Source organism: Pseudomonas zanjanensis (genome assembly GCF_014268745.2).
Classification (GTDB): domain Bacteria; phylum Pseudomonadota; class Gammaproteobacteria; order Pseudomonadales; family Pseudomonadaceae; genus Aquipseudomonas; species Aquipseudomonas zanjanensis.
Map to the genome: position 1 here is coordinate 658065 of NZ_JABWRB020000001.1, position 17379 is coordinate 675443.

The following is a 17379-nucleotide window of genomic DNA, read 5'->3' on the forward strand; positions in this document are numbered from 1 at the left end:
GGTTTATGCAAGTGAAGCGTTTTTTCGCCGCAGACATGCGTCAGGCCATGAAACTGGTTCGTGACGAGCTGGGCGCTGAAGCAGCCATCATTGGCAACCGTCGTATCGCCGGCGGTGTCGAGCTGACGGCGGCCCTGGATTACAAATTGTCGGCGCTGGCGCCACGGGTTCCGAACATGGAACTTGAAGACGAGCTGCGCAAGACTCAATCGCGCATCGCCAGCGCCCAGGCCGAACTGAGCCTGCGCAGCAGCGAAGGCGAAGGTGCGCCGGGCACCAATCGTCAATTGTTCGCCGGTCAGCCGCTGACCGCCGGCCTGCCGTTGACCGCCGCCGAACCGCTGATGGAACAGGTCCAGGCCGAACCGCGTCGTCCAGAGCCGGCACCTGCCGCGCCAGCCCGTGGGCTTGACCCGCGCGCCCTGGACTCGATGCGCTTCGAACTCAACAGCCTGCGCGAGCTGATGGAAGTCCAGCTCGGCTCCCTGGCCTGGAACCAGCTGCAAGGCAGCCGTCCGGCCCAGGCCAACCTGTGGCGTCGCCTGCAACGCATCGGCCTGTCCGGCCCGTTGTCCCGCGACCTGCTGGCGCTGATCAATGGTATCGAAGAGCCGCGCCAGGCCTGGCGCATGCTGCTGGCGCACCTGGCACGCATGATTGCCACGCCGGAAGTCGAGCCGCTGGAAGAGGGCGGGGTCATTGCCATGGTCGGTCCCGCCGGCATGGGCAAGACCACCACCCTGGCCAAGCTCGCCGCCCGTTATGTACTCAAGTACGGCGCCCAGAGCATCGCCCTGGTAAGCATGGACAGTTTCCGCATCGGTGCCCAGGAACAACTCAAGACCCTGGGCCGGATCCTCAATGTGTCGGTAACCCATGTGGATCCGGGCCAATCCCTGGCCCAGGCGCTGGAGCCGCTGCTGCGCAAACGCGTCGTGCTGATCGATACCGCCGGCCTGCAAGCCAGCGATCCGGCCCTGCGCATGCAGCTCGAAAGCCTGGCCGGACGCGGTATCAAGTCAAAAAATTATCTCGTGTTGGCAACCACCAGCCAGAAACAGGTTCTAACCGCCGCATACCACAGCTACAAACGCTGCGGGCTGGCCGGCTGCATCCTGACTAAGCTGGACGAAACGGCAAGCCTGGGCGAGGTGTTGAGCCTGGCGATCGGTCATGAACTGCCGGTGGCCTACCTGACCGACGGGCCGCGGATCCCGGATGATTTGCATCTGCCGCGCCGTCATCAACTGGTCAGTCGTGCCGTGAGTGTGCAAATGCAGGAAGAACCCAGCGAAGAAGCCATGGCTGACATGTTCGCTGACATCTACCACAGCCCGACCAAGCAGGTCGGCTGAGGTAATCATGAATATTTTTTGTACCTACATCGATGGTCTGCCATGCATTGTTCCGTATGCGAACGCGCAGCCAGTAATGTGGCCTCCGTCTAAGAAGACAAGGTAAAGAACGAACATGGGCAGCATGCATCCCGTACAGGTGATCGCGGTGACCGGCGGCAAAGGTGGCGTCGGGAAGACTAACGTGTCAGTGAACTTGTCCCTGGCTCTGGCAGAGCTTGGCCGACGGGTCATGCTGCTGGACGCCGACCTGGGCCTGGCGAACGTCGACGTGTTGCTGGGGCTTACCCCCAAACGCACCCTGGCGGACGTGATCGAAGGCCGTTGCGAACTGCGCGACGTGCTGTTGCAGGGGCCGGGCGGGATTCGCATCGTGCCGGCTGCCTCCGGCACCCAGAGCATGGTTCACCTGACCCCGGCGCAGCACGCGGGCCTGATCCAGGCGTTCAGCGACATCGGCGATAACCTCGATGTGCTGGTAATCGATACCGCGGCCGGCATCGGCGACTCGGTCGTCAGTTTCGTGCGCGCCGCCCAGGAGGTGCTGCTGGTGGTCTGCGACGAACCGACGTCCATCACCGACGCCTATGCCCTGATCAAACTGCTTAACCGCGACTATGGCATGAACCGCTTCCGCGTCCTGGCCAATATGGCCCAGAGCCCGCAGGAAGGACGCAACCTGTTCGCCAAGTTGACGAAGGTCACCGATCGCTTCCTGGACGTCGCCCTACAATACGTCGGTGCAGTGCCTTACGACGAAAGCGTGCGCAAGGCCGTCCAGAAGCAACGTGCCGTTTATGAAGCCTTTCCACGTTCCAAATGCGCGCTGGCGTTCAAGGCGATCGCCCAGAAGGTCGATACCTGGCCGCTGCCGGCCAACCCCCGCGGGCATCTGGAGTTTTTCGTCGAGCGTCTTGTGCAACAAACAGCAGGGCCCGTGTTATGACAGCCAGCGGTTACAACCATCTCTACAAAAAATCGGCACGGGACGCCCAATACGAATTGATCGAGCGTTATGCGCCACTGGTCAAGCGTATCGCCTATCACTTGCTGGCGCGGTTGCCGGCCAGTGTCCAGGTCGAGGATTTGATCCAGGCCGGCATGATCGGCCTGCTTGAAGTGTCGAACAAATACGACGCCAGCAAGGGCGCCAGTTTCGAGACCTATGCCGGTATTCGCATTCGTGGGGCGATGCTCGATGAAGTCCGCAAGGGCGATTGGGCGCCGCGTTCGGTGCACCGCAATACCCGCATGGTCAGTGACGCGATTCGGGCAATCGAAGCTAAAACTGGGCGTGACGCTAAAGATCACGAGGTTGCGGCCGAACTCCAGTTGAGTCTCGATGATTATTACGGGATTTTGAACGATACCTTGGGCAGTCGCCTGTTCAGCTTCGACGACCTCTTGCAGGACGGCGAGCACGAAGGGCTGCATGAGGATAACGCGAGTGCTCACATGGAGCCGTCACGTGACCTGGAAGATGAACGTTTCCAGAGCGCGCTGGCGGATGCGATTGCCAATTTGCCGGAACGTGAGCGACTGGTCTTGGCGCTGTACTACGACGAAGAGCTGAACCTCAAGGAAATCGGTGAGGTCCTGGGGGTCAGCGAATCTCGGGTCAGCCAGTTACACAGCCAGTGCGCGGCCCGCTTGCGGGGCCGTTTGGGGGAGTGGCGAGCGCGCTGACAGGCAGTGTGGGGACACTGCGAGCGGGGCTGGCATGGCGTTGCCGGGTCAGTTTCCATCCGTTGTGCTCCAGACCGTTGTCGAGTGTTGTGCCGGAATTGATTGAAATGGCGCGTCCAGGTGCTGGGCGCGTTTAAGACTGCTTGGAGGTCGAATTGGACAAGAACATGAAAATCCTCATCGTTGATGACTTCTCAACGATGCGGCGGATCATAAAAAACCTGTTGCGTGACCTTGGGTTCACCAACACGGTCGAGGCGGATGATGGCGTCACAGCCATTCCGGTCCTCAACAGCGGGAGCATCGACTTTCTGGTGACTGACTGGAACATGCCCGGCATGACCGGTATCGACTTGCTGCGCCATGTGCGCGCCGACGAAAAACTCAAGCACCTCCCGGTGCTGATGGTGACTGCCGAAGCCAAGCGCGAGCAGATCATCGAAGCGGCCCAGGCCGGTGTAAACGGCTATGTGGTCAAGCCCTTCACGGCCCAGGCGTTGAAAGAGAAGATCGAAAAAATCTTCGAACGCATCGGTTAACGGCGCCACGGGGGAGCTATGGACAACGAATCTTCAATGGGCGATTTCGAATCGACCCTGAAAAAACATGCCCGCGAACTGGTCGACAGCCTTGAAAAAGGTCGCTTTGGCGATGCGGTTCAAATGATCCATGAGCTCAACCAGACCCGTGACCGCGGTCTGTATCAGGAAGTGGGCAAGCTCACGCGTGAACTGCACAGCGCGATTGTCAATTTCCAGATCGACCCGCACATGCCGCAGGCCGAGGAAGTCTCGCAGATCACCGACGCCACCGAGCGCCTGGGCTATGTGGTCAAGCTGACGGAGGCCGCGGCCAACCGCACCATGGACCTGGTGGAAAGCGCAACACCGCTGGTCAATGGCCTGAGTGAAGAGGCCCAGGCCTTGAGCACCGACTGGGGCCGGTTCATGCGTCGCGAAGTCGGTGCTGAAGAATTTCGGGAGCTGGCCCGTCGGGTCGACGGTTTCCTGACGCGCAGCAGCAACGAAAACCGCGCCGTGGCCAGTAATCTCAACGACATTCTGCTGGCCCAGGACTATCAAGACCTGACCGGCCAGGTGATCAAGCGTGTGACCCAACTGGTCACCGAAGTGGAAAGCAACCTGCTCAAACTGGTGCTGATGGCTAGCCAGGTCGACCGCTTTGCAGGCATCGAACACGACCGTGAAGCGATACTTGCTGAAAAAGATCCACAAAAACATCTCTCTCAGGGTGAAGGTCCGCAAATTCATGCCGATAAAAGAGAAGACGTTATGTCCGGTCAGGACGATGTGGACGATTTGCTGTCCAGCCTTGGATTTTGATTTAGCCCTATTTTAGGAGCAGCCATTAATGAGCTTCGGCGCCGATGAAGAGATCCTTCAGGATTTCCTGGTTGAGGCCGGCGAGATTCTAGAGCAACTGTCCGAACAGCTGGTCGAGCTGGAAAGCCGACCTGATGATGCGGATCTGCTCAATGCAATTTTTCGCGGTTTCCACACTGTAAAAGGAGGCGCCGGCTTCCTCCAGCTCAACGAGCTGGTGGAGTGCTGTCACATTGCCGAGAACGTGTTCGACATCCTGCGCAAGGGTGAGCGTCGCGTTGATTCGGAATTGATGGACGTGGTGCTCGAAGCGCTGGATGCGGTCAACAGCATGTTCAGCGAAGTGCGCGAGCGCTCGCCGATTACCCCGGCCACCCCCGAGCTGCTCGCCGCGCTGGCACGCCTGGCCGAGCCGCAATCGGCTGACGAAGCCGCGCCGGTTGCCGAGGCTGTGGTTGAAGAACCGGTCGCCGAAGAATCGGGCGACATCACCGATAATGAATTCGAACAGTTGCTGGACTCCCTGAGTGCCGTCAAGGCCCAGGCCGAGGCACCGGCCGCTCAGGTTGCGCCGGCCGCACCGGCCAGCAATGGGGCTGGCAGCGACGAAATCACCGATGCCGAGTTCGAGTCGCTGCTCGACCAGCTTCACGGCAAGGGCCAATTCGCGCCAGATGCCGTTGTCCCGCCAGCAGCCCCGGCCGCCGCGAAAGCGGCGGGCGACAGCTCGGACATCACCGACGACGAATTCGAAGCGTTGCTCGACCAGTTGCATGGCAAGGGCACCTTTGCCGTTGACGCCCTGGATTCGGCCATCGCTTCGGCACCGACGCCGGCCAAACCTGCTGCCGCTGCCGCAGGCAGCGACCTGATCAGCGACCACGAATTCGAATCGCTGCTCGATGAGCTGCACGGCAAGGGCAAGTTCAGCGAGGTCGGTACCGCTTCCGCCGCGCCTGCCGCCGCCAAGACGGCCGCACCGGCGGCCAAGGCCGCGCCCAAACCCGCCGCCAAGGCACCGGAACCCAAGGCCGAGCCCGCCAAGCCTGCCGCTGCCGCCGCCCCGGCGCCAGCCCGTGCTCCAGCGGCTGCGCCAGCGGAAAAACCGGCCAGCGAAGCCGAGACCACCGTTCGGGTCGACACCGCGCGCCTGGACGAGATCATGAACATGGTCGGCGAACTGGTGCTGGTGCGTAACCGCCTGGTGCGCCTGGGTCTCAACAGCCAGGACGAAGCCATGTCCAAGGCCGTGTCGAACCTCGACGTGGTCACGGCGGACCTGCAGACCGCGGTCATGAAGACGCGGATGCAGCCGATCAAGAAAGTTTTCGGGCGCTTCCCGCGCCTGGTTCGCGACCTGGCTCGCCAGCTCAAGAAAGAAATCAACCTGGAACTGGTGGGTGAAGAGACCGACCTCGACAAGAACCTTGTCGAGGCCCTGGCCGACCCGCTGGTCCACTTGGTGCGCAACGCGGTCGACCACGGCATCGAGTCGCCGGAAGAACGCGAAGCCTCGGGCAAGGTCCGCAGCGGCAAGGTGATCCTGGCCGCCGAGCAGGAGGGCGACCACATCCTGCTGTCGATCTCCGATGATGGCAAAGGCATGGACCCGAATGTGTTGCGTTCCATCGCGGTGAAACGCGGTGTGATGGACAAGGATGCCGCCGACCGCCTGAGCGATACCGAGTGCTACAACCTGATCTTCGCCCCGGGCTTCTCAACCAAGACCGAGATCTCCGACGTGTCGGGCCGTGGCGTGGGCATGGACGTGGTGAAAACCAAGATTTCCCAGCTCAACGGTTCGATCAATATCTACTCGACCAAGGGCCAGGGCTCGAAGATCGTCATCAAGGTCCCGTTGACCCTGGCGATCATGCCGACGCTCATGGTGATGCTGGGCAACCAGGCCTTCGCCTTCCCGTTGGTCAACGTCAACGAGATTTTCCACCTCGACCTGTCGCGCACCAACGTGGTCGACGGCCAGGAAGTGGTCATCGTGCGGGACAAGGCGCTGCCGCTGTTCTACCTCAAGCGCTGGCTGGTCAGCTCCGCTGCTCACGTCGAGCAGGGCGAAGGCCACGTGGTGATCCTTTCGGTGGGCACCCAGCGGATCGGCTTTGTCGTCGACCAGTTGGTGGGCCAGGAAGAAGTGGTCATCAAGCCGTTGGGCAAGATGCTCCAGGGCACCCCGGGCATGTCCGGCGCCACCATCACCGGCGACGGCCGCATCGCGTTGATTCTCGATGTGCCGAGCATGCTCAAGCGTTACGCCGCCCGGCGTATTTGATTCTGGAGGGGCGTGGCCCAGGGCCGCGTCTCGTCTAACGGAGTGTTTATGGTAGTTAAAGTCCTGGTGGTGGACGATTCGGGTTTTTTCCGTCGCCGCGTCTCGGAAATTCTTTCAGCGGACACGAGTATTCAGGTCGTCGGTACCGCGACTAACGGCAAAGAGGCGATCGATCAGGCCCTGGCACTCAAGCCGGACGTGATCACCATGGACTACGAGATGCCGATGATGGACGGCATCACGGCCGTGCGGCATATCATGCAGCGCTGCCCGACCCCGGTCTTGATGTTCTCCTCCCTGACTCATGAAGGCGCCCGGGTGACCCTCGATGCGCTGGACGCCGGGGCGGTGGATTTCCTGCCGAAGAATTTCGAAGACATTTCGCGCAACCCGGACAAGGTCCGGCAGTTGCTGTGCGAAAAGGTCCACAGCATTTCCCGCAGCAATCGCCGTGTCAGTGCCTATAGCGCGCCGGCACCCGCCCCGGTGGCGGCGCCAAGCCCTGCGCCTGCGCCGACGGCTTCGAGCAGCTTCAATCCTGCACCGGTGCGTAGCGCCCCGGCACCTGCGCCGACGCGTTCGGCGCCTGCCAGTGCATCGTCGCCGGCACCCAAGCGCAAAGCCTACAAGCTGGTGGCGATCGGCACGTCCACCGGCGGCCCGGTGGCGCTGCAACGGGTCCTGACTCAGTTGCCCGCCAACTTCCCGGCCCCCATCGTGCTGATCCAGCACATGCCGGCGGCGTTCACCAAGGCATTTGCCGAGCGCTTGGACAAGCTCTGCAACATCAGCGTCAAGGAAGCCGAGGATGGCGACATCCTGCGTCCCGGCCTGGCGTTGCTGGCACCGGGTGGCAAGCAGATGATGATCGACGGCCGCGGCGCGGTGAAAATCCTGCCGGGCGATGAGCGTCTGAACTACAAGCCTTGCGTGGACATTACCTTCGGTTCCGCCGCCAAGTCCTACGGTGACAAAGTTTTGGCAGTGGTGCTGACCGGCATGGGCGCCGACGGTCGCGAAGGCGCGCGCCTGCTCAAGCAGGGCGGCAGTGCGATCTGGGCCCAGGACGAAGCCAGTTGCGTGATCTACGGCATGCCCATGGCGATCGTGAAAGCTGATCTTGCCGACGCGGTGTACGGGTTGGATGACATCGGTCGACACCTGGTCGAGGCCTGCCTGTAATGGATGTGCTCAGCCTGATTGGCATCACCATGGCGTTCGTCGCCATCATTGGCGGCAATTACCTGGAAGGCGGTCATCTGGGCGCGCTGGCCAACGGTCCGGCGGCGTTGATCGTGATCGGCGGCACCATTGGCGCGGCGCTGTTGCAATCACCCATGAGCGCTTTCAAGCGCGCCATGCAGATATTGATCTGGATTCTGTTCCCACCCCGCGTCGACCTGGCCGGTGGCATCGACCGCGTGGTGAACTGGAGCCTGACCGCTCGCAAGGAAGGCTTGCTGGGCCTGGAAGGGGTGGCCGATGCCGAACCCGACAGCTATTCGCGCAAAGGCCTGCAATTGCTGGTGGACGGCGCCGAGCCGGAAGCCATCCGCAGCATCCTGGAGGTGGACTTCTACACCCAGGAAAGTCGCGACATCGAGGCGGCCAAGGTCTTCGAAAGCATGGGCGGCTACGCGCCGACCATTGGCATCATCGGTGCGGTGATGGGCCTGATCCATGTAATGGGCAACCTGGCCGATCCGTCGCAACTGGGCAGCGGCATCGCCGTGGCCTTCGTCGCGACGATCTACGGCGTGGCGAGCGCCAACCTGGTGTTGCTGCCGATCGCGGCCAAACTCAAGTCCATCGCGTTGCGCCAGTCGCGTTATCGCGAAATGCTGCTGGAAGGGATCCTGTCGATCGCCGAGGGTGAGAACCCGCGCTCCATTGAATTGAAGCTCCAGGGCTTCATGGATTAATGGGGGATATGGAGCATGGCACGTCGCAGGCATCGTGAAGAACACGTCAACCATGAACGCTGGCTGGTTTCCTACGCCGACTTCATCACGCTGCTGTTCGCTTTTTTCGTGGTCATGTATTCGATCTCGTCAGTCAACGAAGGCAAGTACAAAGTCATTTCCGAGGCGTTGATTGGGGTCTTCACTGATTCCGACCGGGCTCTCAAGCCCATTCCGATCGGCGAGGAGCGGCCCAAGACCACCACGCCGGCCAAACCCTTGGTCAAGGACAGCGAGCAGGTCGACGCCGGTATCGCCGGCAGTAGCGATCCGTTGAAAAGCATCGCCGACGACATCAGCGCGGCGTTCGGCGACCTGATCAGCTCCAACCAGATGACCGTGCGCGGCAACGAGCTGTGGGTCGAGATCGAACTCAATTCCAGCCTGTTGTTCGGCAGTGGCGATGCCATGCCCAGCGACATGGCGTTCAACATCATCGATAAGGTCGCGGCGATCCTCAAGCCGTTCGACAACCCGATCCACGTCGAAGGCTTCACCGACGACCAGCCGATCCGTACCGCTCAATACCCGACCAACTGGGAACTGTCCTCGGCCCGCTCGGCGAGCATCGTGCGCATGCTGGCGATGCAGGGACTCAATCCCGGGCGCTTGGCATCGGTGGGGTACGGCGAGTTCCAGCCGGTGGCCAACAACGCCACCGCCGAGGGGCGTGCGCGCAACCGTCGCGTAATATTGGTGGTGTCGCGCAACCTCGATGTGCGTCGCAGTCTGACCGGTACCGGTACGGCCAAAGCAACCCCGGACGCGGCATTGAAGCGGGCTGGCACACAAACTGCACCGGCTCCGGTCAAGTCGCCGGGAAGACAGAGTGCCGTCAATTCTCCGTCACCCGCTTTATAACCGAGCTATTTCTCGGTCGAGCCAGTTTCGGCCGGGAGGAACGATCCGAATGAGAGTCTGGGCAGTCGCCAATCAAAAAGGTGGTGTGGGCAAGACCACATCTTCCATCGCTTTAGCCGGGTTGCTGGCCGAGGCGGGCAAGCGCGTGGTCATCGTCGACCTGGACCCCCACGGCTCGATGACCAGCTATTTCGGCTACGATCCCGACAGCCTGGAGCACAGTAACTACGACCTGTTCCTGCACAAGGGCGTGGTGCCCGAGGGCCTGCCGGGGCAGTTGCTGTTGTCCACCAGCGACGAGCGCATTTCCCTGTTGCCGTCGAGCACCGCCCTGGCCACCCTGGAGCGACAGTCGCCTGGGCAGAGCGGGCTGGGCCTGGTGATCGCCAAGAGTCTGGCGCAGCTGTGGCAGGATTTCGATTACGCGATCATCGACAGCCCGCCGTTGCTGGGTTTGCTGATGGTCAATGCCTTGGCAGCCAGCCAACAACTGGTGATCCCGGTGCAGACCGAGCATTTGGCGGTCAAGGGCCTGGAGCGCATGGTCAATACCCTGGCGATGGTCAATCGTTCGCGCAAGCAGACGCTGGCCTTCAACATCGTGCCGACCTTGTTCGACCGTCGCACCCAGGCGTCCCTGGGCACCCTGCGCGTCTTGCGGGACATGTACCCGGAGGACATCTGGCAAGGCTATATCCCCGTTGATACGCGCCTGCGCGATGCCAGCCGTGCCGGTGTGACCCCTTCGCAATTCGATGGCAAGAGCCGTGGCGTACTGGCTTACCGGGCGCTGCTCAAGCACCTGCTGGCCCAACAGCTTGTTCCGCAGCAGGTGGCTTAAGGTGACGAGGCTTTCCACTGGCATCGTGTTCGCTTGCGAGCACTCAAGTCCTAGCGCATTCATGCCGATAACCTCTTCAAGTGGCGCACTGTTCCCATGAGCCGCCCGATAAAGACAACCTCGCGTCCGCAAATGGCCCTGCAGTCCTATCTGGATGGGCTGTTGCAGGAAGCGACCGAAGAACTACCACCGCCGCCAAGCGTGATCGAGGCGTTGCCCGAACCCGTCGAAGCCGAGGGTGTGCTGGATGAATTTCAAGCGGCCGTGCTCGAAGAGCAGGCCCGTGATGCACGCAAATCAGTAGTGGCTGCGGTGGTCGAAGCACCGTTCATCAAGCCGCAACTGGCGGTCATGGACGCACCTGCGCCGATCCTGGCCCCGGTCTCGACCGTCGCCCCGTTGCTGCAGGGCCTGGTGACGCCGGTGGTGGAAGTCCACTTGCCGCCGAGCAGTCCGCCGCCACCGGTGCCGGGCGACGACCGTCCGGCCTGGGCGGCCGAGCCGTTCGAGTGTTTGTTGTTCGATGTGGCCGGGTTGACCCTGGCGGTGCCGCTGGTCTGCCTGGGATCGATTTATTCCCTGGCCGGTCAGGAATTGACGCCGTTGTTTGGCCAGCCGGAATGGTTCCTCGGGATCCTGCCGAGCCAGGCCGGCAACCTGAAGGTGCTGGATACGGCGCGTTGGGTGATGCCGGACCGTTATCGCGACGACTTTCGCCAGGGCTTGCAATACGTGATTTCGGTGCAAGGTTATGAGTGGGGATTGGCGGTGCACCAGGTCAGCCGTTCGCTGCGCCTGGACCCGAACGAGATCAAGTGGCGCAGCCATCGAGGGCAACGGCCATGGCTGGCCGGTACGGTGATCGAGCACATGTGCGCCTTGCTGGACGTTTCCGAACTGGCGGAGCTGATCGCCAGCGGCGGGGCAAAACACCTGGGTGGCAGCAAGAAGCCAGCCCAGAAACCGAAATAAGACAACCGGTGGCGCACAGTCGCCGGACAGAATACACGCCGCCACAGGCGGTTTTTCGAGGGGTCAGGGTATGAATGATAAGGCGTCGTCTCAAAAGGGTTCTGAAGATCCGATTCTGCAATGGGTGACCTTCAAGCTCGATAACGAAACCTACGGCATCAACGTGATGCGCGTTCAGGAAGTGCTGCGCTATACCGAGATCGCCCCGGTACCGGGTGCACCGAGCTATGTGCTGGGCATCATCAACCTGCGCGGCAACGTGGTCACCGTGATCGATACCCGTCAGCGCTTCGGCCTGATGAACGCCGAGATCAGCGACAACACCCGGATCGTCATCATCGAAGCCGACAAGCAAGTGGTCGGCATCATGGTCGACAGCGTTGCCGAAGTGGTTTACCTGCGCCAATCGGAAATCGAAACCGCGCCAAACGTGGGTAACGAAGAATCCGCCAAGTTCATTCAGGGCGTGTGCAACAAGAACAACGAGTTGCTGATCCTGGTTGAACTGGACAAGATGATGAGCGAAGAAGAGTGGTCGGAACTGGAGAGTATCTGATTTGATTCTTGAGGTAGCAGTCATTGTCCTGTTCCTTTTCTGGGCAGGCACGCTGGCGATGTTCTTGGCGTACATACGTGGCCAGCGGCAGATCGCCGCTCAGCAGGCCCAGGGCGATGCGCTGCGCGACCAGCGCATCAAGGACCTGGCCAAGCGCGTCGACGATTACCAGAACGGCACCGTGCGCATGGGCGAAGCGCTCCATGAGCTGCGTGCCGTGGTCGCGCCGTTGCCGGACAAACTCGCCCAGTTGGAACAGCGCGACCCCTCCAGCCTGTCCTTCGCCCAGGCCGCTCGCCTGGTGGGCATGGGCGCCAGCGTCGACGAACTGACCCAAGCCTGCGGCCTGACCCAGGCCGAGGCGGAGTTGATGAGCAAGCTGCACAAGGGCGGCTGATCTTTAGCTATCCCCCAAGACCAATGTGGGAGCGAGCCTGCTCGCGATAGCGGTGTGGCAGTCGATAGAAATGTCGGGTGTGATTCCGTCATCGCGAGCAAGCTCGCTCCCACAGGTTTTCTGGGGCGCCAATCTTTCCAGCCCAGCCCCTGTGGCGAGGGGATTTATCCCCGCTCGGGTGCGCAGCAGCCGCAAAAATGGGGTCGCTGCGCAACCCAGCGGGGATAAATCCCCTCGCCACTGATCAGTAATCGTCACCGCGGTCGGTCACATCCTTCTCGACACTCGGTGCGTGCGGGTCAAACCCTTGCGGAAACTTGCCCTTGAGGTTCCAAGCAAACGCAATGATCTCGGCAATCGTGCGGTACAGTTCCTCCGGGATGCTGTCCCCCAACTCCATCCGTGCCAACAGCTTCACCAGTTCGGCATTTTCATAGATCGGTACTTCGCTTTCGCGGGCGATGCGCAGGATTTCCTCGGCCAGGGCCTCGTCGCCCTTGGCGGTGAGGGTCGGGGCGTGGTGGCCGTCGTACTTGAGGGCGATGGCTTGGCGGGGTTCAGTGTGGGTGGTCATGCGGTTTCGTCCACCCAACGCTGTTCCAGGCGAGTCTTGGGGCCTTGGGGCGGGGTACCGAGGTGGCAGTCCAGGTCACCGACGTTCAGGCCACAGGTCACAAGGCGTTCACGCAAGGCGGTCAAGTTGCTTTCGATCAGGCTCGCGGTATACGGCCGTTCTGCCCATAACTGGCTGGACAGGCTGCCGCTGAGCAACTGGGCCTGGACCTGCAAGGGGCCGAGCGGTTCCACGTCGAACGCCAGCTCCACCCGCCAGAGCTGCTGTTTCGGCTCGCGTTCTTCCCGGCGTTCGTCGGGTTGTTCCCGGGGCGGGGTTTCCTCGCGCTGGAACTTGACCTGCAATGGCACGATGTCCTGCAAGTTGCGCATCGGAACCTCCAACTGCCAGGTACTCATCAGTCGACCGTCGTCGGTCAGGCCGGTCTGTTCAAGGCTCGACAACTGATGGCTTTGCAGGCGCGACACGGCCGCGGCGGCCAGGCGCAGCAGGTGTTCCAGGTCGCCTTCTTCGTCCTGCTCTTTCAGCTGCCGGGAGGGCAGCGGAAAGCTGGTGGGCGACGGTTTGGCGCTGACCTGGCCGAGCATCCCCAGGGCACTGCGAACGAAACTCGGCAGGGCCTGGGCCAGCGTGTTGGCGGCAATGATGGCGCCGAGGTTGGTCGAGGCGGGCAGGGCCGGTGTCAGCTGGGCAATCAGTTTCAGCAGGTCGCCCTTCATGTCCGGCGCCAGGCTCGGTGGCTGTCCGGCGAGCAGTTTGCTTTCCAGGAACACACCGCTGGCGATCATGGCCTGGGCCACGCCCTTGGGCGTGCTCAGTTGCTGGACATCCGGCAGGCCTGCCAGCAAGCGAGTCACCGCCGCGCGCAGCTGTGTTTCTGTGTCGTCAGTGACGGGAAGGTTTTGCAGCGCAGTGATCAGACTGTCCAGCGAGCCCTGGCGGCTGACTTGGGTAACCAGTTGCTGGCTTACCGCCAGTTGCTCCTGACGGTTGCTCAGGGGTACGAATTTCAGCGTCTGGGCATCTTGCACCTGGGCGCTCAAGAGTGTGCCGATGCGCAGCGGTTGGGGACTGTCGATGTCCAGGGTGCTGCCAGCCTGGGCGGTGTTGAGCAGGCTCACCAACGACCGGTAGACCACCGGCTGTCCGGGCAAGGCGGGCAACGCCTGGCTGGTCAACACCTTGCCTTGCAGCAACGTGCCCACCGGCATCTGCGCGGTGTCGATGCGCGTCAAGGTGGCAACGCTGGAGGCAACGGCCTGTTGCACGGCAATCGCCAGGTTGCTGGCGGACGGCTGGGTCACGGCCAGGCTGGTGCCCTGGGGCAGTGGCTGGGTGCTGGTGGCCTGCACGGTGGCCTGTCGACCGCTCTCCAGGGTGACCTTGAGCAGTAGCTGAAAAGTCTGGTCCGCCTGCTTGAGCGACAGCACCTCGGCCTTGGCGGTCTGGCCGGGCCCGATCAGCCCTTCGGCTGGTGCCAGCAACTTGAGCAGCTCCCCCGTCACCGTTGGCATACGCGTCGTTGCCGTGGCCTGGGGCAGCGGCAGGATGTTCATGTCGCCTGTCATTTGCGGTCTTACCTTGGGGAAATAAGCTCTCTTGAGAGTAGGTCAGGGCATGTATAATGCCGCCCGTCTTTCAGGGAGTGGCGAAAACCTTGCAATTGTTTGACGCAGCTCTGTGGAACAGGCCGTCAAAGCATCTATGCTGCACCTCTTTAACGGCCGCTGCACCGCCGACTTGAACACCGTATAAGGCCCGCGATCCCTTGACCAGTCCTCTCCTGCAAACCGTTGGCCTCGCCTGTGAGCGAGACTTGCGGCTGCTTTTCGAACATCTGGAATTGAGACTCTCGCCTGGCGACATGGTGCAGATCAGTGGCCCCAACGGCAGTGGCAAGACCAGTCTGTTGCGCCTGCTCGCCGGGTTGATGCAGCCCACCGCAGGGCAAGTGTTGCTCAATGGCCAGCCCTTGCACAGCCAGCGCAGCGAACTGGCCCGTAACCTGCTCTGGATCGGCCACGCCGCGGGCATCAAGGATTTGCTGACCCCCGAAGAAAACCTCAGTTGGCTCTGTGCGCTGCATACGCCGGCCGAGCGCGAGGCGATCTGGCAAGCGTTGGCGGCGGTCGGGCTGCGCGGCTTCGAAGACGTGCCGAGCCACACCCTGTCCGCCGGCCAGCAGCGCCGAGTGGCCTTGGCCCGGTTGTACCTGGACGGCCCGCCGCTGTGGATTCTCGACGAGCCGTTCACTGCCCTGGACAAGCAGGGCGTCGCGCAACTCGAGGAACACCTGGCCCGGCACTGCGAGAACGGCGGCATGGTCCTGTTGACGACCCACCACACGCTGGCGCGGATGCCGTCCGGTTATCGCAATATCGATCTGGGGAATTGGGCCGTATGAGTGTGTTTGGCCTGCTGCTTGCCCGCGAGGCGCGCCTGCTGTTTCGTCGTCCGGCCGAATTGGCCAATCCGCTGGTATTCTTCGCGATTGTCATCGCGCTCTTCCCGTTGGCGGTCGGTCCGGAGACTCAATTGTTGCAAACCTTGTCTCCAGGACTGGTCTGGGTGGCCGCGCTTTTATCGGTCCTGCTCTCGCTGGACGGGCTTTTCCGCAGTGATTTCGAAGACGGCTCACTGGAACAGTGGGTCCTTTCGTCGCACCCCCTGGCCCTTCTGGTTTTGGCCAAGGTACTGGCACACTGGGTTTTTTCCGGGCTGGCACTGGTGCTGCTCTCGCCGCTGCTGGCGATGATGCTGGGCTTGCCCGCCGCGTGCATGCCGGTGCTGCTGGTGTCGCTGCTGCTGGGCACTCCGGTGCTGAGCTTGCTCGGTGCGGTGGGCGCGGCGTTGACGGTGGGTTTGAAGCGCGGCGGCCTGTTGTTGGCGCTGCTGATCCTGCCGTTGTATATCCCGGTGTTGATCCTGGGCAGCGGTGCCTTGCAAGCCGCATTGCAAGGCATGCCCGCGACCGGTTATCTGCTGTGGCTTGGGAGCCTGACCGCCCTGGCGATAACCCTGACACCCTTCGCAATAGCCGCTGGCCTGAAAATCAGCGTCGGCGAATAATAACGAGGCCTGGTCAAAAATTGACCACTTCCCTGGAAGTAAAGGCAGACCCGGCGGTTCGTGATGGCGAACCGCAACCGTGATGGAAACAGCAATGAACTGGACCTGGTTTCATAAGCTCGGCTCACCCAAGTGGTTCTACGGCATCAGCGGCAAACTGCTCCCCTGGTTGAGCCTCTTCGCGCTGCTATTGATGGGTTCTGGCGTGGTCTGGGGCCTGGCCTTCGCCCCGCCGGACTACCAGCAGGGCAACAGCTTTCGCATCATTTATATCCACGTGCCCACGGCCCTGCTGGCCCAATCCATCTATGTGATGCTGGCGGTGTGCGGTGTGGTCGGGCTGGTGTGGAAGATGAAACTGGCCGACGTAGCCCTGCAATGCGCCGCCCCCATCGGCGCCTGGATGACCGCCGTGGCGCTGGTCACCGGGGCCATCTGGGGCAAGCCGACCTGGGGTTCGTGGTGGGTCTGGGATGCACGACTGACGTCGATGCTGATCCTGCTGTTCCTGTACTTCGGTCTTATTGCGCTGGGCAACGCCATCAGCAATCGTGACAGCGCGGCCAAGGCCTGCGCGGTGCTGGCGATTGTCGGCGTGATCAACATCCCGATCATCAAGTATTCGGTGGAGTGGTGGAACACCTTGCATCAGGGCGCGACCTTCACCCTGACCGAAAAACCGGCGATGCCCGTCGAAATGTGGCTGCCGCTGTTGCTGACGGTGCTGGGCTTCTACTGTTTCTTCGGCGCGGTGCTGTTGCTGCGCATGCGCCTGGAAGTGCTCAAGCGCGAGTCCCGGGCCAGTTGGGTGAAGGCCGAAGTACAGAACAGCCTGGAGGCCGCTCGATGAGTTTCGCTTCATTCGGCGATTTCCTCGCCATGGGCCATCATGGCCTGTATGTCTGGTCAGCCTATGGCATTTGCCTGGTGGTGCTGGCCCTCAACGTGGCGGTGCCGATCCTGGCCCGCAAGCGGTATCTGCAACAAGAGGCGCGTCGTCTGCGCCGGGAGAACGGTCAGTGAATCCGCTGCGCAAAAAACGTCTTGTCATCATTCTGGCGATCCTGGTGGGTGTCGGTGCCGCGGTCGGCCTGGCTCTCAGCGCCTTGCAGCAGAACATCAACCTGTTCTACACCCCAACCCAGATCGCCAATGGCGAAGCGCCGAAAGACACACGCATCCGCGCCGGTGGCATGGTGGAGCAGGGCTCGCTGGTGCGTTCCGGGGATTCGCTGGACGTGAAATTCAATGTCACCGATTTCAGCAAGACCGTGACCATCACCTATCGCGGCATTCTCCCGGACCTGTTCCGCGAAGGGCAGGGCATCGTCGCCCTGGGCAAGCTCAACGCTGACGGCGTTGTGGTCGCCGATGAAGTGCTGGCCAAGCACGATGAGAAATACATGCCGCCGGAAGTGACCAAGGCCCTGAAAGACAGCGGCCAGTCGGCACCCGCGCCTGTGAAGGAGGGCTGACC

At 62.0% G+C, this 17379-nt stretch carries 20 protein-coding genes; 18 read left to right on the forward strand and 2 right to left on the reverse strand.

What is annotated here, in order from left to right; translation table 11 throughout:
- Positions 1-5 precede the first annotated feature (5 nt).
- The 13 genes from flhF to HU715_RS03145 all read left to right on the forward strand — a co-directional run bounded on the left by flhF (position 6) and on the right by HU715_RS03145 (position 12259).
- Positions 6-1355: a flagellar biosynthesis GTPase FlhF gene (gene flhF / locus HU715_RS03085; RefSeq protein ID WP_186704682.1), complete on the forward strand. Its 1350-nt coding sequence runs from the start codon at positions 6-8 to the stop codon at positions 1353-1355.
- Positions 1356-1470: 115 nt separating this feature from the next.
- Positions 1471-2301 (forward strand): flagellar synthesis regulator FleN, encoded by an 831-nt coding sequence (gene fleN, locus HU715_RS03090; protein WP_003184001.1) that lies wholly within the window; start codon positions 1471-1473, stop codon positions 2299-2301.
- A complete protein-coding gene (gene fliA / locus HU715_RS03095; RefSeq protein ID WP_014337177.1) occupies positions 2298-3041 on the forward strand; it encodes an RNA polymerase sigma factor FliA in 744 nt (247 codons plus the stop codon). Before fleN ends, fliA begins: the two co-directional genes overlap by 4 nt.
- A 167-nt stretch (positions 3042-3208) precedes the next feature.
- Positions 3209-3580 carry a chemotaxis response regulator CheY gene (locus tag HU715_RS03100; RefSeq protein ID WP_064378627.1) on the forward strand — a complete coding sequence of 124 codons (372 nt, stop codon included), beginning with the start codon at positions 3209-3211 and terminating at the stop codon, positions 3578-3580.
- A gap of 18 nt (positions 3581-3598) precedes the next feature.
- Complete coding sequence (locus HU715_RS03105; protein WP_186704683.1) at positions 3599-4384, forward strand: protein phosphatase CheZ; 786 nt, start codon at positions 3599-3601, stop codon at positions 4382-4384.
- Positions 4385-4412: 28 nt separating this feature from the next.
- On the forward strand, positions 4413-6671 hold the full coding sequence (locus tag HU715_RS03110) for a chemotaxis protein CheA (protein WP_186704684.1): 2259 nt from the start codon (positions 4413-4415) through the stop codon (positions 6669-6671).
- A 48-nt stretch (positions 6672-6719) separates the two neighbouring features.
- On the forward strand, positions 6720-7853 hold the full coding sequence (locus tag HU715_RS03115) for a protein-glutamate methylesterase/protein-glutamine glutaminase (RefSeq protein ID WP_186704685.1): 1134 nt from the start codon (positions 6720-6722) through the stop codon (positions 7851-7853).
- Positions 7853-8593 (forward strand): flagellar motor protein, encoded by a 741-nt coding sequence (locus tag HU715_RS03120; RefSeq protein ID WP_186704686.1) that lies wholly within the window; start codon positions 7853-7855, stop codon positions 8591-8593. Before HU715_RS03115 ends, HU715_RS03120 begins: the two co-directional genes overlap by 1 nt.
- Before the next feature lie 15 nt (positions 8594-8608).
- A complete protein-coding gene (motD, locus tag HU715_RS03125; protein WP_186704687.1) occupies positions 8609-9493 on the forward strand; it encodes a flagellar motor protein MotD in 885 nt (294 codons plus the stop codon).
- A gap of 49 nt (positions 9494-9542) precedes the next feature.
- Positions 9543-10334 carry a ParA family protein gene (locus HU715_RS03130; protein ID WP_053120309.1) on the forward strand — a complete coding sequence of 264 codons (792 nt, stop codon included), beginning with the start codon at positions 9543-9545 and terminating at the stop codon, positions 10332-10334.
- 96 nt (positions 10335-10430) lie between these two features.
- On the forward strand, positions 10431-11306 hold the full coding sequence (locus HU715_RS03135) for a CheW domain-containing protein (RefSeq protein WP_186704688.1): 876 nt from the start codon (positions 10431-10433) through the stop codon (positions 11304-11306).
- 70 nt (positions 11307-11376) lie between these two features.
- Complete coding sequence (locus tag HU715_RS03140; RefSeq protein ID WP_003199144.1) at positions 11377-11862, forward strand: chemotaxis protein CheW; 486 nt, start codon at positions 11377-11379, stop codon at positions 11860-11862.
- 1 nt (position 11863) lies between these two features.
- Positions 11864-12259: a DUF2802 domain-containing protein gene (locus HU715_RS03145; protein WP_003183966.1), complete on the forward strand. Its 396-nt coding sequence runs from the start codon at positions 11864-11866 to the stop codon at positions 12257-12259.
- Between the two features lie 244 nt (positions 12260-12503).
- Here the strand turns inward: HU715_RS03145 and HU715_RS03150 are convergent, their stop codons facing one another.
- Positions 12504-12833 (reverse strand): EscU/YscU/HrcU family type III secretion system export apparatus switch protein, encoded by a 330-nt coding sequence (locus tag HU715_RS03150; RefSeq protein WP_186704689.1) that lies wholly within the window; start codon positions 12831-12833, stop codon positions 12504-12506.
- Positions 12830-14401, reverse strand: a complete 1572-nt coding sequence (gene fliK, locus HU715_RS03155; protein ID WP_186704690.1) for a flagellar hook-length control protein FliK — start codon at positions 14399-14401, stop codon at positions 12830-12832. Before fliK ends, HU715_RS03150 begins: the two co-directional genes overlap by 4 nt.
- Before the next feature lie 200 nt (positions 14402-14601).
- Between fliK and ccmA the strand changes: the two genes are divergently transcribed.
- From ccmA to ccmE, 5 genes are all read left to right on the forward strand, one after another.
- Positions 14602-15237 carry a cytochrome c biogenesis heme-transporting ATPase CcmA gene (ccmA, locus tag HU715_RS03160; RefSeq protein WP_186704691.1) on the forward strand — a complete coding sequence of 212 codons (636 nt, stop codon included), beginning with the start codon at positions 14602-14604 and terminating at the stop codon, positions 15235-15237.
- Positions 15234-15902, forward strand: coding sequence for a heme exporter protein CcmB (gene ccmB / locus HU715_RS03165; RefSeq protein ID WP_003183957.1), 669 nt, complete (start codon positions 15234-15236; stop codon positions 15900-15902). Before ccmA ends, ccmB begins: the two co-directional genes overlap by 4 nt.
- 94 nt (positions 15903-15996) lie before the next feature.
- Complete coding sequence (locus tag HU715_RS03170) at positions 15997-16752, forward strand: heme ABC transporter permease (protein ID WP_081352495.1); 756 nt, start codon at positions 15997-15999, stop codon at positions 16750-16752.
- On the forward strand, positions 16749-16925 hold the full coding sequence (gene ccmD, locus HU715_RS03175) for a heme exporter protein CcmD (RefSeq protein WP_003199159.1): 177 nt from the start codon (positions 16749-16751) through the stop codon (positions 16923-16925). The genes HU715_RS03170 and ccmD overlap by 4 nt, the downstream gene beginning before the upstream one ends.
- Entirely contained in the window at positions 16922-17377 is a 456-nt protein-coding gene (ccmE, locus tag HU715_RS03180) for a cytochrome c maturation protein CcmE (RefSeq protein WP_186704692.1), read from the forward strand. Before ccmD ends, ccmE begins: the two co-directional genes overlap by 4 nt.
- Positions 17378-17379 lie beyond the last annotated feature (2 nt).